Here is a 13,081-nt window from a genome sequence, read left to right as displayed (position 1 = left end):
ACGACAGGGCCACGGACCGGCCCAAGGTTATTTCGGGGAGAGAACAGACAATGTCAGCGACTGCGCATCAGCTGCACGGCGAACCGGCCAGCGAAGAGGGCGAGCTCACCGACGGGTTTCATCTGCTCATCGACGCACTCAAGCTCAACGGGCTGAACACCATCTACAACGTGCCCGGCATCCCGATCACCGATCTGGGCCGCTATGCCCAGGCGCAGGGGATGCGGGTGATCTCGTTCCGCCACGAGCAGCACGCGGGCTATGCCGCGTCGGTCGCGGGTTTCCTGACCAAGAAGCCGGGCGTGTGCATGACCGTCTCGGCGCCCGGCTTTCTCAACGGGCTGACCGCCGTGGCCAACGCGACGACGAATTGCTGGCCGATGATCCTGATCTCGGGCTCGAGCGAACGCGAGATCGTCGACCTCGCGCAGGGCGACTACGAAGAGATGGACCAGCTCGCCATCGCCCGCCCCTTCTGCAAGGCCGCCTATCGCCTCAACCACGCCGAGGATATCGGCATCGCCGTGGCCCGCGCCATCCGCAGCGCCGTCAGCGGCCGGCCGGGCGGGGTCTACCTCGACATTCCGGGCGCCATGCTGGGCCAGGTGATGAAGGCGGCCGAGGGTGAAAAGACGCTGGTCAAGGTGATCGACCCCGCGCCCCGCACCCGCCCCTCGGAAGAGGCGGTCGCGCGCGCCATCGACGTCATGAAAACGGCCGAGCGTCCGCTGATCGTGATCGGCAAGGGCGCGGCCTACGACCAGTCCGACGACGTGATCCGCGAACTGGTCGAGACCACCGGATATCCGTTCCTGCCCATGTCGATGGCCAAGGGCATCCTGCCCGACACCCATCCGCAATGCGCGGCCGCCGCGCGGTCGCTCGTGCTCAAGGAAAGCGATTGCGTCATCATGATGGGCGCGCGCATCAACTGGCTGCTGAGCCACGGCAAGGGCAAGCAATGGGGCGAGCCGGGGTCCAAGCGGTTCATCCAGATCGACATCGACCCCGAAGAGATGGACAGCAACGTCGAGATCGCCGCGCCGCTGGTCGGCGATGTCGGATCCTGCGCGCGCGCGCTGCTCGACGGGATGAAGGGCACCGATATCGCCCCGCCGAAAGAGTGGCTCGACGCGGTCAACTCCAAGGCGACGGCCAACATGGAAAAGATGTCGGCGCGGCTGCAGAACAACAACGACCCGATGGACTACCACGCCGCGCTCGGCGTGCTGAAACAGGCGATCACCGACCGGCCCGACACGATCCTCGTCAACGAGGGGGCCAACACGCTCGATATGGCGCGGTCGATCATCAACATCCACAAGCCCCGCCACCGCATCGACGTGGGCACCTGGGGCGTGATGGGCATCGGCATGGGCGCGGCGATCGCCGCCGCCGTCGAGACCGGCCAGCAGGTTCTCGCGGTCGAGGGCGACAGCGCCTTCGGGTTCTGCGGAATGGAGGTCGAAACGATCTGCCGCTACAACCTGCCGGTTTGCATCGTGATCTTCAACAATAACGGCATCTATCGCGGCGATGGCGAGAACTGGGGCGGCGGCGACGATCCGGCGACCACCGTTTTCGTCAAGGATGCCCGCTACGACAAGATGATGGAGGCTTTCGGCGGCAAGGGCGTGTGGGCCAAGAACCCCGACGAGCTGCGCCAGGCCGTCGAAGAAGCGCTGTCGAGCGGCGTGCCGACCCTCATCAACGCCGCCATCGACCCCGCGGCGGGCAAGGAAAGCGGCAATATCGGCAACCTCAACCCCTCATCGGTGGTGGCGCAGGCGCGCTATCCGCAAGCCAAGAAAATCTGAACGGTTTGAAAGTGAATGCGATGAAAGCTCTCGAAGGCATCAAGGTTCTCGATTTCACCCATGTGCAATCCGGGCCGACCTGCACGCAGATCCTGGGCTGGTTCGGCGCCGACGTCATCAAGGTCGAACGCCCCGGCGTGGGCGACGCCACCCGCCAGCAGCTTGTCGACGTACCGGGGGCCGACAGCCTCTATTTCACGATGCTCAACCACAACAAGAGGTCGATCGAGCTGAACCCCAAGACCGACGCCGGCAAGGAGGTTCTGACCCGGCTGATCGAGGAATGCGACGTGCTGGTCGAGAACTTCGCGCCCGGCGCGCTCGACCGCATGGGGTTCCCGTGGGAACGCATCCAGGAGATCAATCCCCGGATCATCATGGCCTCGATCAAGGGGTTCGGCCCCGGCAAGTACCAGGATTGCAAGGTCTACGAGAACGTCGCGCAATGCGCCGGCGGCTCGGCCTCGACCACCGGCTTCCGCGATGGGCCGCCGCTGGTCACGGGCGCGCAGATCGGCGACTCGGGCACCGGGCTTCACCTGTGCCTCGGCATCGTCACGGCGCTGTTCCAGCGTGAAAAGACCGGCAAGGGGCAAAAGGTGTCCTGCGCGATGCAGGACTCGGTGCTGAACCTGGCGCGGGTCAAGATGCGCGACCAACAGCGTCTCCAGCGGGGGCCGCTCAGGGAGTACTCGCAATACGGCGAGGGCATCCCCTTTGGCGAGGCCGTGCCGCGGGCCGGCAACGACTCGGGCGGCGGACAGCCGGGGCGCATCCTCAAATGCAAGGGATGGGAAACCGACCCCAACGCCTACACCTATTTCATCACGCAGGCCGCCGTCTGGGACCAGGTCTGCGACGTGATCGGCGCGCCCGAATGGAAGGATGCGGACGGCTTCCGCACCCCGGCCGAGCGGCTCGACAAGCTCAACATGATCTTCGGTCGTATCGAGGACTGGACCATGACCAAGACCAAGTTCGAGGTCATGGATATCTGCAACCCGCTCAACATCCCGGTCGGCCCGATCCTGTCGATGAAGGAAATCTCGGAGGACGAGGGGCTGTACCAGACTGGCACGATGGTTCGCGTCGATCACCCCGAGCGGGGCGAGTACCTGTCCGTCGGCTGCCCGATCAAGTTGTCCGACAGCCCCGTCGAGGTGACGCGTTCGCCGCTTCTGGGCGAACACACGACCGAGATCCTGAGTGAGGTGCTGGGCTATTCGGGCGAGGATCTCGACCGCATCGTGGGCTCGGGCGCGGTCGGGAAACCGAAGGAGAAATCGGCGGCCTGACGCCGAAAGCGACGTTCGCGGGCGGCGTGCGTGCGCCGTCCGCCCGGTAAAATTGCGGGAGGATACATGCGAATAGTGGTTCACGGCCAACAGGCCTTCGGAAAGGCGGTCCTCGAAAAGCTGCTCGAGCGCGGCGAGAACGTCGTCGCGGTCTGCACGGCCCCCACCAAGGAGGGCAAGCCCGAGGATCCGCTGGCCGAACTGGCCCGCGAGCGCGGCATCGACCTGCACCAGCCCGCGTCGTGGAAGACGCCCGAGGCGCTCGAGCTGATGAAGAGCTTCGACGCCGATATCTGCATGATGGCCTATGTACTGCTCTTCGTCCCCGAAGAGGTCCGCAACGCGCCGAAATACGGCACGTTCCAGTATCACCCGTCGCTCTGCCCGCTGCATCGCGGCCCGTCCTCGATCAACTGGCCGATCGCCATGGGCAAGACGCGCACCGGGCTCACGATCTTCTGGCCCGATGACGGTCTCGACGAAGGCCCGATCCTGCTTCAGAAAACCTGCGAGATCGGCCCCGACGAGACGCTGGGCGATGTGTATTTCAAGAAGCTCTTTCCGATGGGCGTCGATGCGATGATGGAATCGCTCGACCTGGTAAAGGCGGGCGTCATCATCCGTCACGACCAGCGCCTTGACGAAGGGTCTTACGAAAGCTGGTTCCGCAAGGCCGATGCGGTGGTCGACTGGTCCGCCCCGATCGCCGGCGAATACAACAAGATCCGCGCGGCCAACCCCGCACCCGGCGCCTCGACCACGTACAAGGGCGAGACGGTGCAGCTTTATGACAGCGCCCGCGCCGATGGCGACGGCACCCCCGGCGAGATCGTCGCGATCGACGATGGCGGCGTGACCGTTCAGGGCAATGGCGGGCGCATCGTGCTCAAGCGCGTGCGCCCCGCTGGCGGCGACAAGCAACCGGCGGCCGACTGGGCCGCGGCAACCGGGCTCGCCGTCGGCGACAAGCTCGGACAATAATCAGGACGGGGACAGAACAAGATGGCGTTCAAGACGGATATCGAGATCGCGCGCGAAGCGCAGAAGAAGCCCATCCAGGAGATCGGCCAGAAGCTCGGGATCGAGCCGGCCGACCTGGTGCCCTACGGGCATGACAAGGCCAAGGTCAGCGCCGATTTCATCGCGCGCCAGGCCGGAAACAAGGACGGCAAGCTGATCCTCGTGACGGCGATCAACCCGACCCCCGCGGGCGAGGGCAAGACGACCACGACCGTCGGCCTCGGCGACGGGCTGAACGCCATCGGCAAGAAGGCCGCGATCTGCATTCGCGAGGCGAGCCTCGGCCCCTGCTTCGGCATGAAGGGCGGCGCGGCGGGCGGCGGCTATGCGCAGGTCGTTCCCATGGAAGAGATGAACCTGCATTTCACGGGCGACTTCCACGCGATCACCAGCGCGCACAACCTGCTGTCGGCGATGATCGACAACCACATCTACTGGGGCAACGACCTCCAGATCGACAGTCGCCGCGTCGTCTGGCGCCGGGTGATGGACATGAACGACCGCGCGCTGCGCGATATCGTGACCTCGCTCGGCGGGGTGGCCAACGGCTTCCCGTCGCAGGCGGGCTTCGACATCACCGTGGCGTCCGAGGTCATGGCGATCCTGTGCCTCGCCACCGACCTAGAAGACCTGCAGGAGCGGCTCGGCAACATCATCGTCGCCTACACCCGCGACCGCAAACCCGTCACCTGCCGCGACATCAAGGCCGACGGCGCGATGACCGTGCTGCTCAAGGACGCGATGCAGCCCAACCTCGTGCAGACGCTCGAGAACAACCCCGCCTTCGTGCATGGCGGGCCGTTCGCGAACATCGCGCATGGCTGCAACTCGGTCGTGGCGACCAGGACCGCGCTCAAGCTGGCCGATTACGTCGTGACCGAAGCGGGCTTCGGGGCCGATCTCGGCGCCGAGAAGTTCATGGACATCAAGTGCCGCAAGGCAGGCATCGCCCCCTCGGCGGTGGTCATCGTGGCCACGATCCGCGCGATGAAGATGAACGGCGGTGTCCTCAAGCAGGATCTCGGCGCCGAGAATATTGACGCGGTCAACAAGGGCTGCGCCAACCTCGGGCGGCATATCGAGAACATCAAGAAGTTCGGCGTCCCCGCGGTCGTGGCGATCAACCACTTCGCCGGCGATACCGATGCCGAGGTCGACGCGGTCCGCGACTACGTCAAGAGCCTCGGGTCCGAGGCGATCCTGTGCAAGCACTGGGCCGACGGCTCCAAGGGGATCGAGGATCTGGCCCGCCGCGTGGTCGAGATCGCCGAAAGCGGCGAGGCGGATTTCAAGACGCTCTATCCCGACGACATGCCGCTTTTCAAAAAGATCGAGACCATCGCGCAAAAGATCTATCGCGCCGACGAGGTTCTCGCCGACAAGAAGATCCGCGACCAGCTCAAGCAGTGGGAAGAGGCGGGATACGGGCACTTGCCGATCTGCATGGCCAAGACGCAATATTCCTTCACGACCGATCCGAACCGCCGCGGCGCGCCGGATGGCCACTCCGTCCCGATCCGCGAGGTCCGTCTCTCGGCCGGCGCCGGGTTCATCGTGGCGATCTGCGGCGAGATCATGACCATGCCCGGTCTGCCGAGGGTTCCGTCCTCGGAGTCGATCAGGCTCAACGACCAAGGCTTGATCGAGGGCCTTTTCTAGGAGAACTGGAATGATCCGCAAACTCCTGGTTCCGGTGCGCGGCGATGGCAAGGGCGACAACGTCCTTGCCCACGCGGCGGCCCTTGCCCGGCGCTACAAGGCGCATGTCGAAATCCTCCACTCGCGGGCCCGCCCCGAGGACTGGATTCCTTACGGGGTGCATGTCCCCGCCTTTCTCAAGAAACAGATGCTGGAACAGGCGGCGCAGGTCGCCGACTCCGAAGAGGCGGGAATGCGCGACGAACTGCGCGTGCTGGCCGAAAAGCTGAACCTCGACCTCGACGGCGCCCCCGAAGGGCAGACCGCGACGGCCTCCTGGCTCGAGGACAAGGGCCGGCAGGTCGACACGATCCGGCGCCACGGGCGCCTCGCCGACCTGATCTGCGTGGCCAAGCCCGACGTCGACCGCAACCTCGGGCACAATACGCTCAAGGCCGCGCTGTTTCACTCGGGTCGCCCGGTGATGATGTGCCCGCCCACCGACAAGGTGTCGGACACGCTTGGCAGCCATGTCGCCATAGCCTGGAACGGGTCGAGCGAGGCCGCCCGCGCCGTCGCGCTGACGCCCGGCCTGATCGAAGGGGCCGACAAGGTCTCGATCCTGACGGCGGGCGAGGAAATCCATGGCGCCTCGGCCGAGGACCTCGTGAAATACCTGCATATCCGTGGCGTCACGGCCACGGTCGAGCGGTTCGAAAAGAGCCGTAACATCGGCCGGGACCTTCTTGCCCATTGCGCGAATCTGGGTGCCGATCTCATGATCATGGGCGCCTATAGCGAGAGCCACGAGAAAGAGACGCTGTTGGGCGGGAACACGCAAACCATTGTCGACACGGCAAAAATGCCCGTCGTCATGGTCCACTGACACGACGACGCACCAAAGAGAGGAGGACACGCAAGAACCGGAAAGACCGCAGCGCCGCTTGAACGAAACCGGGCAAAACCGGACGGGGCGCGATGCGAAAGACGGGGTCGCCGAGGGTGATCTTCGTACAACCAACACGGAGGACTACCATGACGTTCAATTACAAGCTGCGAAACGCGCTTGCCGGCGCGACTGCGCTTACCGTGGCGTTCGCGGGCACGATCGCCCACGCCTGGGAGCCGACCAAGCCCATCGATTTCGTCATCATGGCCGGTGCCGGCGGTGGCGCGGACCAGATCGCGCGCTTCATCCAGTCGACCGCCGAGAAAGAGGATCTCACGGTTCGCCCGCTCGTTCCCAACAACAAGGGCGGCGGCTCGGGCGCCGAGGCGCTGATCGCGCTCAACGGCACCAAGGATCCCGATCACACGATCCTGGTGACGCTGAACTCGTTCTTCACCACGCCCCTGCGGCAAGAGAACCTCGGCATCGATATCTCGACCTTCACGCCCATCGCCATGATGGGTGTCGATCCCTTCGTGCTGTGGGTCCACAAGGATGCGGGCATCTCGTCCTTCGAGGACTGGGTGTCGACCGTGCAGGAACAGGACGGCGAGTACGTCATGGGCGGCACCGGGCGCGGCCAGGAGGACAGCCTCGTCATCACCTGGCTCGAGCAGAATTACGACCTGAACATCAAGTACATCCCCTATAGCGGCGGTGGCGAGGTGGCCAAGGAACTGGCCGGCAAGCAGATCATGGCCACGGTGAATAACCCCGCCGAGGCGCGCGGCTTCTTTGCCAACGGCGATGTCGTTCCGCTCGTCGCCTTCTCGGACGAGAGGCTGCCGAACCTGCCCGACGTACCCACCATCAAGGAGCTGGGAAAGGATTTCAGCTACTATAACCAGCGTGCGGTGGTCGGACCTCCCGGCATGTCGGACGAGGCTGCGGAATACTATCGCGACCTGTTCCAGCAGATCTACGACACGACCGACTGGCAGGAATACATGTCGGCCGAAAGCCTCGAGGCGCTGCCCCAGACCGCGGAAGAAGCCCGCGAATACTGGAATCTGCAGATCGAGAACCACAAGGAGCTGATGTCGAAGATGGAAGAAGGCGCCTGACGCCGACCGACATCCGATAGGCATCGAAGCAACGGGGAGGGCCATCATGCGCCGCGCCGAAATCGTTACCGCCGGGCTTTTGGCCCTCCTGTCCATGTATATCATGTGGAAAAGCACCGAGTTGCAGATCGGCTATATCCGGGGCCAGGGCCCCGGAGGCGGCGCCTGGCCGTTCTGGCTCGCCGCGATCTGCCTCGTCAGCACGGGCTTCATCGCGCTTAACTGGTGGCGGGGGACTTCGGGCCCCTCGCAATCGGACGAGCCGTTCCTCGACTCCTACGGGCGCAAGATGCTCGTGCTGGTCGGCGGGGGCATCGTCGGCTTTGTCGTCCTGACCTACATCTTCTCGATGTACGGGGCGATGGCGCTGTTCCTGCTCTACTATATCGGGTTCCTCGGGCGTCACCGCTGGTGGGTCACGCTGATCCTCGCGACGGCGATCCCGACGGTGTTCTTCTTCTTCTTCGAGGCGCTGATGCGGATCACCTTGCCAAAGGGGATGCCGTTCCTGGAGCCCTTCTTCAACTACATGAACACGATCATCTACTGATCGAAGCGTAAATGGAAAGCCGCGCCATCCCCATCACCGGTTCGACACCCCGTCGGACCGGACCGGGAGAGGTCCATTCGGCGGCAAGACCCAGGACAGACGCGGGGGAGGCGTCGGCAAGATGGAAACTCTAGGTCTATTGGCAGACGGGTTCTGGCTGGCGATCCAGCCGATCAACCTGATGCTCATCATCATCGGCGTCACTTTGGGGCTGTTCATCGGCGCCATGCCGGGGCTCGGGTCGGTCAACGGGGTCGCGATCCTGTTGCCCATCACGTTCCTCGTGCCGCCCGCCTCGGCGATCATCTTTCTCGCGGCGATCTATTACGGCGCGATGTACGGGGGGGCGATCAGTTCGATCACACTGGGGATTCCAGGGGCATCGACGGCGGTCGCTACGACATTCGACGGCCGACCGCTAGCCATGAGCGGGCGGGCCAGCCTCGCGCTCATCACCGCGGCGCTGGCCTCTTTCGCGGGCGGCACGGTGTCCAACGTTCTGTTCACCCTCTTCGCCCCGCCGCTGGCCTCGGTCGCGCTGAACTTCGGCCCGCCGGAAATCTTTGCGCTGATGCTGCTGGCCTTCGCGACCTTCATCGGGTTGTCGAGCGACGACATCTCCAAGACCGTGTTCTCGATCTGCATCGGTCTCGTCTTCGCCGCGGTGGGCTTCGACCAGATCTCGGGCGCGCCGCGCCTGGTGTTCTTCGACATCAGCGGGTTCCTGCACGGGATCAACTTCCTCGTGCTCGCCATCGGCGTCTACGGCATCGGCGAGATGCTCTGGACCATCGACTCCACCCGCGGAAAGATCACCACCTCCGAAGCCAAGATGAGCGTCAAGGGCATCGTCACCGACGCCAAGGAAGGCATGGCGCGGAGCTGGCGCGGCACCACCATCGGGTCGTTCCTGGGCTTTTTCGTCGGCATCCTGCCCGCGGCCGGCGCCACCCCCGGCTCGCTCATGTCCTACGGCGTGTCCAAGATGCTCTCGCGGGAATCGGCGCAGTTCGGCAAGGGCCACCCCGAAGGCGTCGCGGCGCCCGAGGCGGCCAACAACTCGGCCTCGACCGGCTCGATGCTGCCGATGCTGACGCTGGGCATTCCCGGCTCGCCCACGACGGCGATCCTGCTGGGCGGGATGGTGATCTGGGGCCTCGTCCCCGGCCCGCGCCTGTTCGCCGAGCAGCCGGAATTCGTCTGGGGCCTGATCGGGTCGTTCTACGTCTCGAACTTCTTCGCCCTGCTCATCAACATCGCCTTCATCCCGCTTTTCATCTGGATGCTGCGGATGCCCTTCACGATCCTGGCGCCGCTGATCTTCGTGCTGTCGATCGTGGGCGGCTATGCCACGACGCGCGACATGCACGACGTCTGGTTGATCGTCGGGTTCGGCTTTGCAGCGTTCTTCATGCGCAAGCTCGACTATCCGCTGGCGCCGGCGGTGCTGGCCATCGTGCTCGGACCGATCGCCGAGCCGACCTTGCGCCAGTCGCTGCTGCTGTCCTCGGGCGATCCGACGATCTTCTTCACGCGTCCGGTCGCGGGGCCCATCACGATCATCGCGCTGATCCTGATCTTCCTGCCTCTCATCAAGAAGGTCTGGGATCGACGCGGCGGACGGCGGCCGAGCGCTGCCGAATGACGGAGAGCGCCTCCCTCGCTCTCCGGGCGGGGTCGCGATGAGCGACCCCGCCACCCCCCACGGCCCTTGGCATCCGGGCCTGAAATCCCAGATCCCGGCCCGGCTCCTCCCCCTTTCGACCCTGTTCCGCCCCGAGGCCGCGACTCGCACTTATGCCGAGGTGCAGGAACTTTCCGACGCGACCGGCCTGCCCCCTTTCGACCTGGCCGCGTTTCGTCCCGAACGGCTGGTCGCGCACGAGATCCTGATCCGCGTGACCGCCGACCTGCACATTCCCGACGGCCCCGACTATGCCGATCTCGGCGTCAATCTGCGCGGCATGGTGGTGGCCATTCTCGAGGGTCATGTCAGGCCCGAGATGGCGTCGCTCGTCGATGCGTTCGACGCCTTCCGCGCGCGGATCGCCGACCGCCTGCAAGCCGAGGTCGCGCCGGCCCGCGATACCTCCGCCGCGGCCGAGCCGCCGCGCCCCCTGCTCGCGCGGCTTTTGCGGCGGCCGGCCCCGCCCCCGGCGCCCGCGCCCGACCCCATGGCGGACGGGCTCGGCCGGCTCGAGGACTGGACCGCCCGCGCCCGCCGCGCGGACGATCCGATCGAACGGGCCTGCGCCGCGGCGCTTGCCTGGGCCGCGGGGGCCATCCTGCGCACGCGCGGGCGGCTCCCGGCCGATCCGGGCATCCTGACGGGGCTCGCGCTTGCCCGTATCTGCAACGACGAGGGCAGCCGCGTCATCGGGCAGGCGCTGGCCCCGATCTTTGACCGGGCGGCGCGGAGCCTGGGATACACGGTGCTGCCCACGCAGGCCGAGCCCGTCATCATGAACGTCAAAGGCGCGTCTGCCGCGGGCAAGAGCACGCTGCGCGCGCTGCAACGCGACCTCGCCGAACGCCTCGGCGTGCCCTGGGACGATTTCGCGCTCATCAGCCCCGATTACTGGCGCAAGTTCCTGCTGGATTACGGGTCGCTCGGCGACGACTACAAATACGCCGCCGCGTTGACCGGGCACGAGCTTGCCATCATCGATCAGAAGCTCGACCGCTACATGGCCGACAAGGCCGAGAGCGGGCAGATGACGCATCTCTTGATCGACCGTTTTCGGTTCGACAGCTTTTCCGCCGAAAAGGACCGCCCCGCCGATACGCGGCTGCTGACGCGGTTCGGCCACCGCGTCTATCTCTTCTTCGTCATCACCCCGCCCGAGGCGACGGTCGAACGCGCCTGGATCCGGGGGCTGGATACCGGGCGCTACAAGGCGGTCGACGACCTGCTGCACCACAATGTCGAAGCCTTTACCGGAATGCCCCAGCTGTTCTTTTCATGGGCGCTGGCGCGCGACCGCGAGGTGCATTTCGAGTTTCTCGACAACTCGGTGCCCAAAGGCAGCCGTCCGCGCACCATCGCCAGCGGCTGGAACGGGCGCATGGCGATCTATGACGCGGGCGGGATGCTGAATGTCGACCGGTTCCGCAAGATCGAGATCGACGCCACCTGCCCGTCAGACGTCTATCTGCCGGGCGCCGAAGACCCGGCGAGCAACACGGGTTTCCTGCGGGCCTGCCTCGAGCGGATGGACAGCCTGCGCTTTGTCGACCCGGCAGACGGCACGCCCTGGGCCATCGCCGAGCGGGGCACGGTGGTCTGGCGCGGCGATCCGCCGCCCGATTGCCCCGAGGCGGTGCGCGGCCTGCTGGACGAGCTCGGCCCCGAGGCCGGCCGCGGCACCCCGCCCGAGGGCGGGCTCGACCATCGCGACGAGCTGGGGTCGGTGGTCGGCCGCATGGTCTAGGGCGGCGCCGGGCGCGGTGCCGCCCCGGCCGCTCAGGCGGCGGCGCTGCGGTTGCGCGCGAGCTTGGCGTCGACCAGATCGACCGTCGCGTCGAGCGTCGGGTGGCGCATGTCAAAGGTGCGGCCGATGCGCTGGATCAGCTTGTCGACCCGCTCGATTGCCTGGGCCCCCGAGGCGATGGCGCGGGCGGCCGAGGACGGGTTGCCAAGCGATTCGGCGGCGGCGGCATATTTCTCGAACGGCACGAGATCCTCGGCCGCGCCGCCCAGCCGCTGCACGACCGAATCGACAAAGCCGTAGATCTCGCGCGAGAGTTCGAGATCGCCGGTGACGGCCTCGCGGATCGGGATCGGTTCGCCCGGCGTGATGCAGCGATAATTGCCCGTGGCCAGCATCGCCCATTTGGCAAAGGGCACGAACAGCGAATCGTGCACGCGCAGCTTGACCGGGATTTCGGCACCATCGAGGCGAAGCTCTTCGATTCCCGCGGCGAGTTCGTCGAGTATCGCGTCGGGGCCCGCCGCGTCGAACCGCGCGACCTTGAAATTGGTCGGAAGCCCGACATGCAGCACGTTCGCGCCCTCTTCGGGGGGGCGGTAGGCCTGCGGATCGGGCGAGCAGAGCGTCACGAGCGACGGATCGAATGCGTCCCAGATCCGCGGATTGCTGAACGCATCCTCGAGCGAGCCGGTATCCAGCCCCTCGACCCGGCGCATGTAGGGCGGCGGCGGCATGTTCATGATCGACATGCAGGGCACACCGGCGGCCGCGATCCGGCCCAGCAGCGCGGCGACGGCCGGGTGCCCGTATTGCGGCTCCTGCATGGCGAGGCAGACGAGGTCGTAGCCCGCTGGATCGGCGGCCTCGGGGGTCTGCGCATCCAGCTTGCCCGGCATGTCGCCCGACCGGAAACTGCGATGCGTGTCCTCGCCGCGCAGCCTGATCCTGACATCGGTGCCTTTGGAATTGATGAGCCCCGCGGTCGCGTCGCGACACAGCAGGGTCACGTCATGACCCGCCATGAGCAGCTTGGTTCCGAGAAGCGAGCCATAGGACGCGCCGAGGATCAGGATTTTCCGTGCCATGAGGGGACTCCTTCGTTCCGGTGGACGTGTGTATACCAAATACCAAACATCTTCGATCCGCGGTGCAATAACATGACATGATACCACGCCGCTAGGTATTAATGTTGCTCGCCCGATTTGGAAGTCAACCTCGATGCTGCGCTTGCACGGTTTCGGGGTTTGCGCTGCGGCGAAACGGTGCCGCAGGGGCAGGCGGACGGTCCGTGCCACCCTTGCAGCGCGCGCTTCAACG

10 protein-coding genes are annotated in these 13,081 nt (G+C 65.8%); 9 read left to right on the top strand and 1 reads right to left on the bottom strand.

All coding sequences use genetic code 11. The features are described from left to right. The first annotated feature begins 50 nt into the window (after window positions 1-50). The 9 genes from oxc (at window position 51) to E2L08_RS07390 (ending at window position 11,764) form a co-directional block, all read left to right on the top strand. Window positions 51-1,817, top strand: a complete 1,767-nt coding sequence (gene oxc, locus E2L08_RS07430; protein ID WP_133396437.1) for an oxalyl-CoA decarboxylase — start codon at window positions 51-53, stop codon at window positions 1,815-1,817. A gap of 20 nt (window positions 1,818-1,837) precedes the next feature. Next, the gene (gene frc, locus E2L08_RS07425; RefSeq protein WP_133396436.1) at window positions 1,838-3,112 is read left to right on the top strand and encodes a formyl-CoA transferase; all 1,275 of its coding nucleotides are present in this window, start codon (window positions 1,838-1,840) and stop codon (window positions 3,110-3,112) included. A gap of 66 nt (window positions 3,113-3,178) precedes the next feature. Next, window positions 3,179-4,093 (top strand): methionyl-tRNA formyltransferase, encoded by a 915-nt coding sequence (locus E2L08_RS07420; RefSeq protein ID WP_133396435.1) that lies wholly within the window; start codon window positions 3,179-3,181, stop codon window positions 4,091-4,093. Between the two features lie 21 nt (window positions 4,094-4,114). Next, complete coding sequence (locus tag E2L08_RS07415) at window positions 4,115-5,791, top strand: formate--tetrahydrofolate ligase (RefSeq protein WP_133396434.1); 1,677 nt, start codon at window positions 4,115-4,117, stop codon at window positions 5,789-5,791. A 10-nt stretch (window positions 5,792-5,801) separates the two neighbouring features. Next, a complete protein-coding gene (locus tag E2L08_RS07410) occupies window positions 5,802-6,656 on the top strand; it encodes a universal stress protein (RefSeq protein WP_133396433.1) in 855 nt (284 codons plus the stop codon). Between the two features lie 149 nt (window positions 6,657-6,805). Further along, complete coding sequence (locus E2L08_RS07405) at window positions 6,806-7,783, top strand: Bug family tripartite tricarboxylate transporter substrate binding protein (RefSeq protein WP_133396432.1); 978 nt, start codon at window positions 6,806-6,808, stop codon at window positions 7,781-7,783. Window positions 7,784-7,829: 46 nt separating this feature from the next. After that, window positions 7,830-8,333 carry a tripartite tricarboxylate transporter TctB family protein gene (locus E2L08_RS07400; RefSeq protein WP_133396431.1) on the top strand — a complete coding sequence of 168 codons (504 nt, stop codon included), beginning with the start codon at window positions 7,830-7,832 and terminating at the stop codon, window positions 8,331-8,333. A 121-nt stretch (window positions 8,334-8,454) separates the two neighbouring features. Next, entirely contained in the window at window positions 8,455-9,978 is a 1,524-nt protein-coding gene (locus tag E2L08_RS07395) for a tripartite tricarboxylate transporter permease (RefSeq protein ID WP_133396430.1), read from the top strand. A 37-nt stretch (window positions 9,979-10,015) separates the two neighbouring features. Then, window positions 10,016-11,764: a DEAD/DEAH box helicase family protein gene (locus E2L08_RS07390; protein ID WP_133396429.1), complete on the top strand. Its 1,749-nt coding sequence runs from the start codon at window positions 10,016-10,018 to the stop codon at window positions 11,762-11,764. A 32-nt stretch (window positions 11,765-11,796) separates the two neighbouring features. On the opposite strand, the gene E2L08_RS07385 is transcribed toward E2L08_RS07390, so the two are convergent. Beyond that, entirely contained in the window at window positions 11,797-12,849 is a 1,053-nt protein-coding gene (locus tag E2L08_RS07385; RefSeq protein ID WP_133396428.1) for a ketopantoate reductase family protein, read from the bottom strand. Between the last annotated feature and the right edge of the window lie 232 nt (window positions 12,850-13,081).

This window comes from Palleronia sediminis, from assembly GCF_004358695.1.
Taxonomy (GTDB): Bacteria; Pseudomonadota; Alphaproteobacteria; order Rhodobacterales; family Rhodobacteraceae; genus Palleronia; species Palleronia sediminis.
Note: the sequence above shows the minus strand (reverse complement) of the source record. Positions and strands in the feature narration are given on the sequence as shown.

Excerpts from the sequence above, each read along its gene's own strand:
- oxc (WP_133396437.1), top strand. The coding sequence starts at position 51 with ATGTCAGCGACTGCGCATCAGCTGCACGGCGAACCGGCCAGCGAAGAG.
- frc (WP_133396436.1), top strand. The coding sequence starts at position 1,838 with ATGAAAGCTCTCGAAGGCATCAAGGTTCTCGATTTCACCCATGTGCAA.
- E2L08_RS07420 (WP_133396435.1), top strand. The coding sequence starts at position 3,179 with ATGCGAATAGTGGTTCACGGCCAACAGGCCTTCGGAAAGGCGGTCCTC.
- E2L08_RS07415 (WP_133396434.1), top strand. The coding sequence starts at position 4,115 with ATGGCGTTCAAGACGGATATCGAGATCGCGCGCGAAGCGCAGAAGAAG.
- E2L08_RS07410 (WP_133396433.1), top strand. The coding sequence starts at position 5,802 with ATGATCCGCAAACTCCTGGTTCCGGTGCGCGGCGATGGCAAGGGCGAC.
- E2L08_RS07405 (WP_133396432.1), top strand. The coding sequence starts at position 6,806 with ATGACGTTCAATTACAAGCTGCGAAACGCGCTTGCCGGCGCGACTGCG.
- E2L08_RS07400 (WP_133396431.1), top strand. The coding sequence starts at position 7,830 with ATGCGCCGCGCCGAAATCGTTACCGCCGGGCTTTTGGCCCTCCTGTCC.
- E2L08_RS07395 (WP_133396430.1), top strand. The coding sequence starts at position 8,455 with ATGGAAACTCTAGGTCTATTGGCAGACGGGTTCTGGCTGGCGATCCAG.
- E2L08_RS07390 (WP_133396429.1), top strand. The coding sequence starts at position 10,016 with ATGAGCGACCCCGCCACCCCCCACGGCCCTTGGCATCCGGGCCTGAAA.
- E2L08_RS07385 (WP_133396428.1), bottom strand. The coding sequence starts at position 12,849 with ATGGCACGGAAAATCCTGATCCTCGGCGCGTCCTATGGCTCGCTTCTC.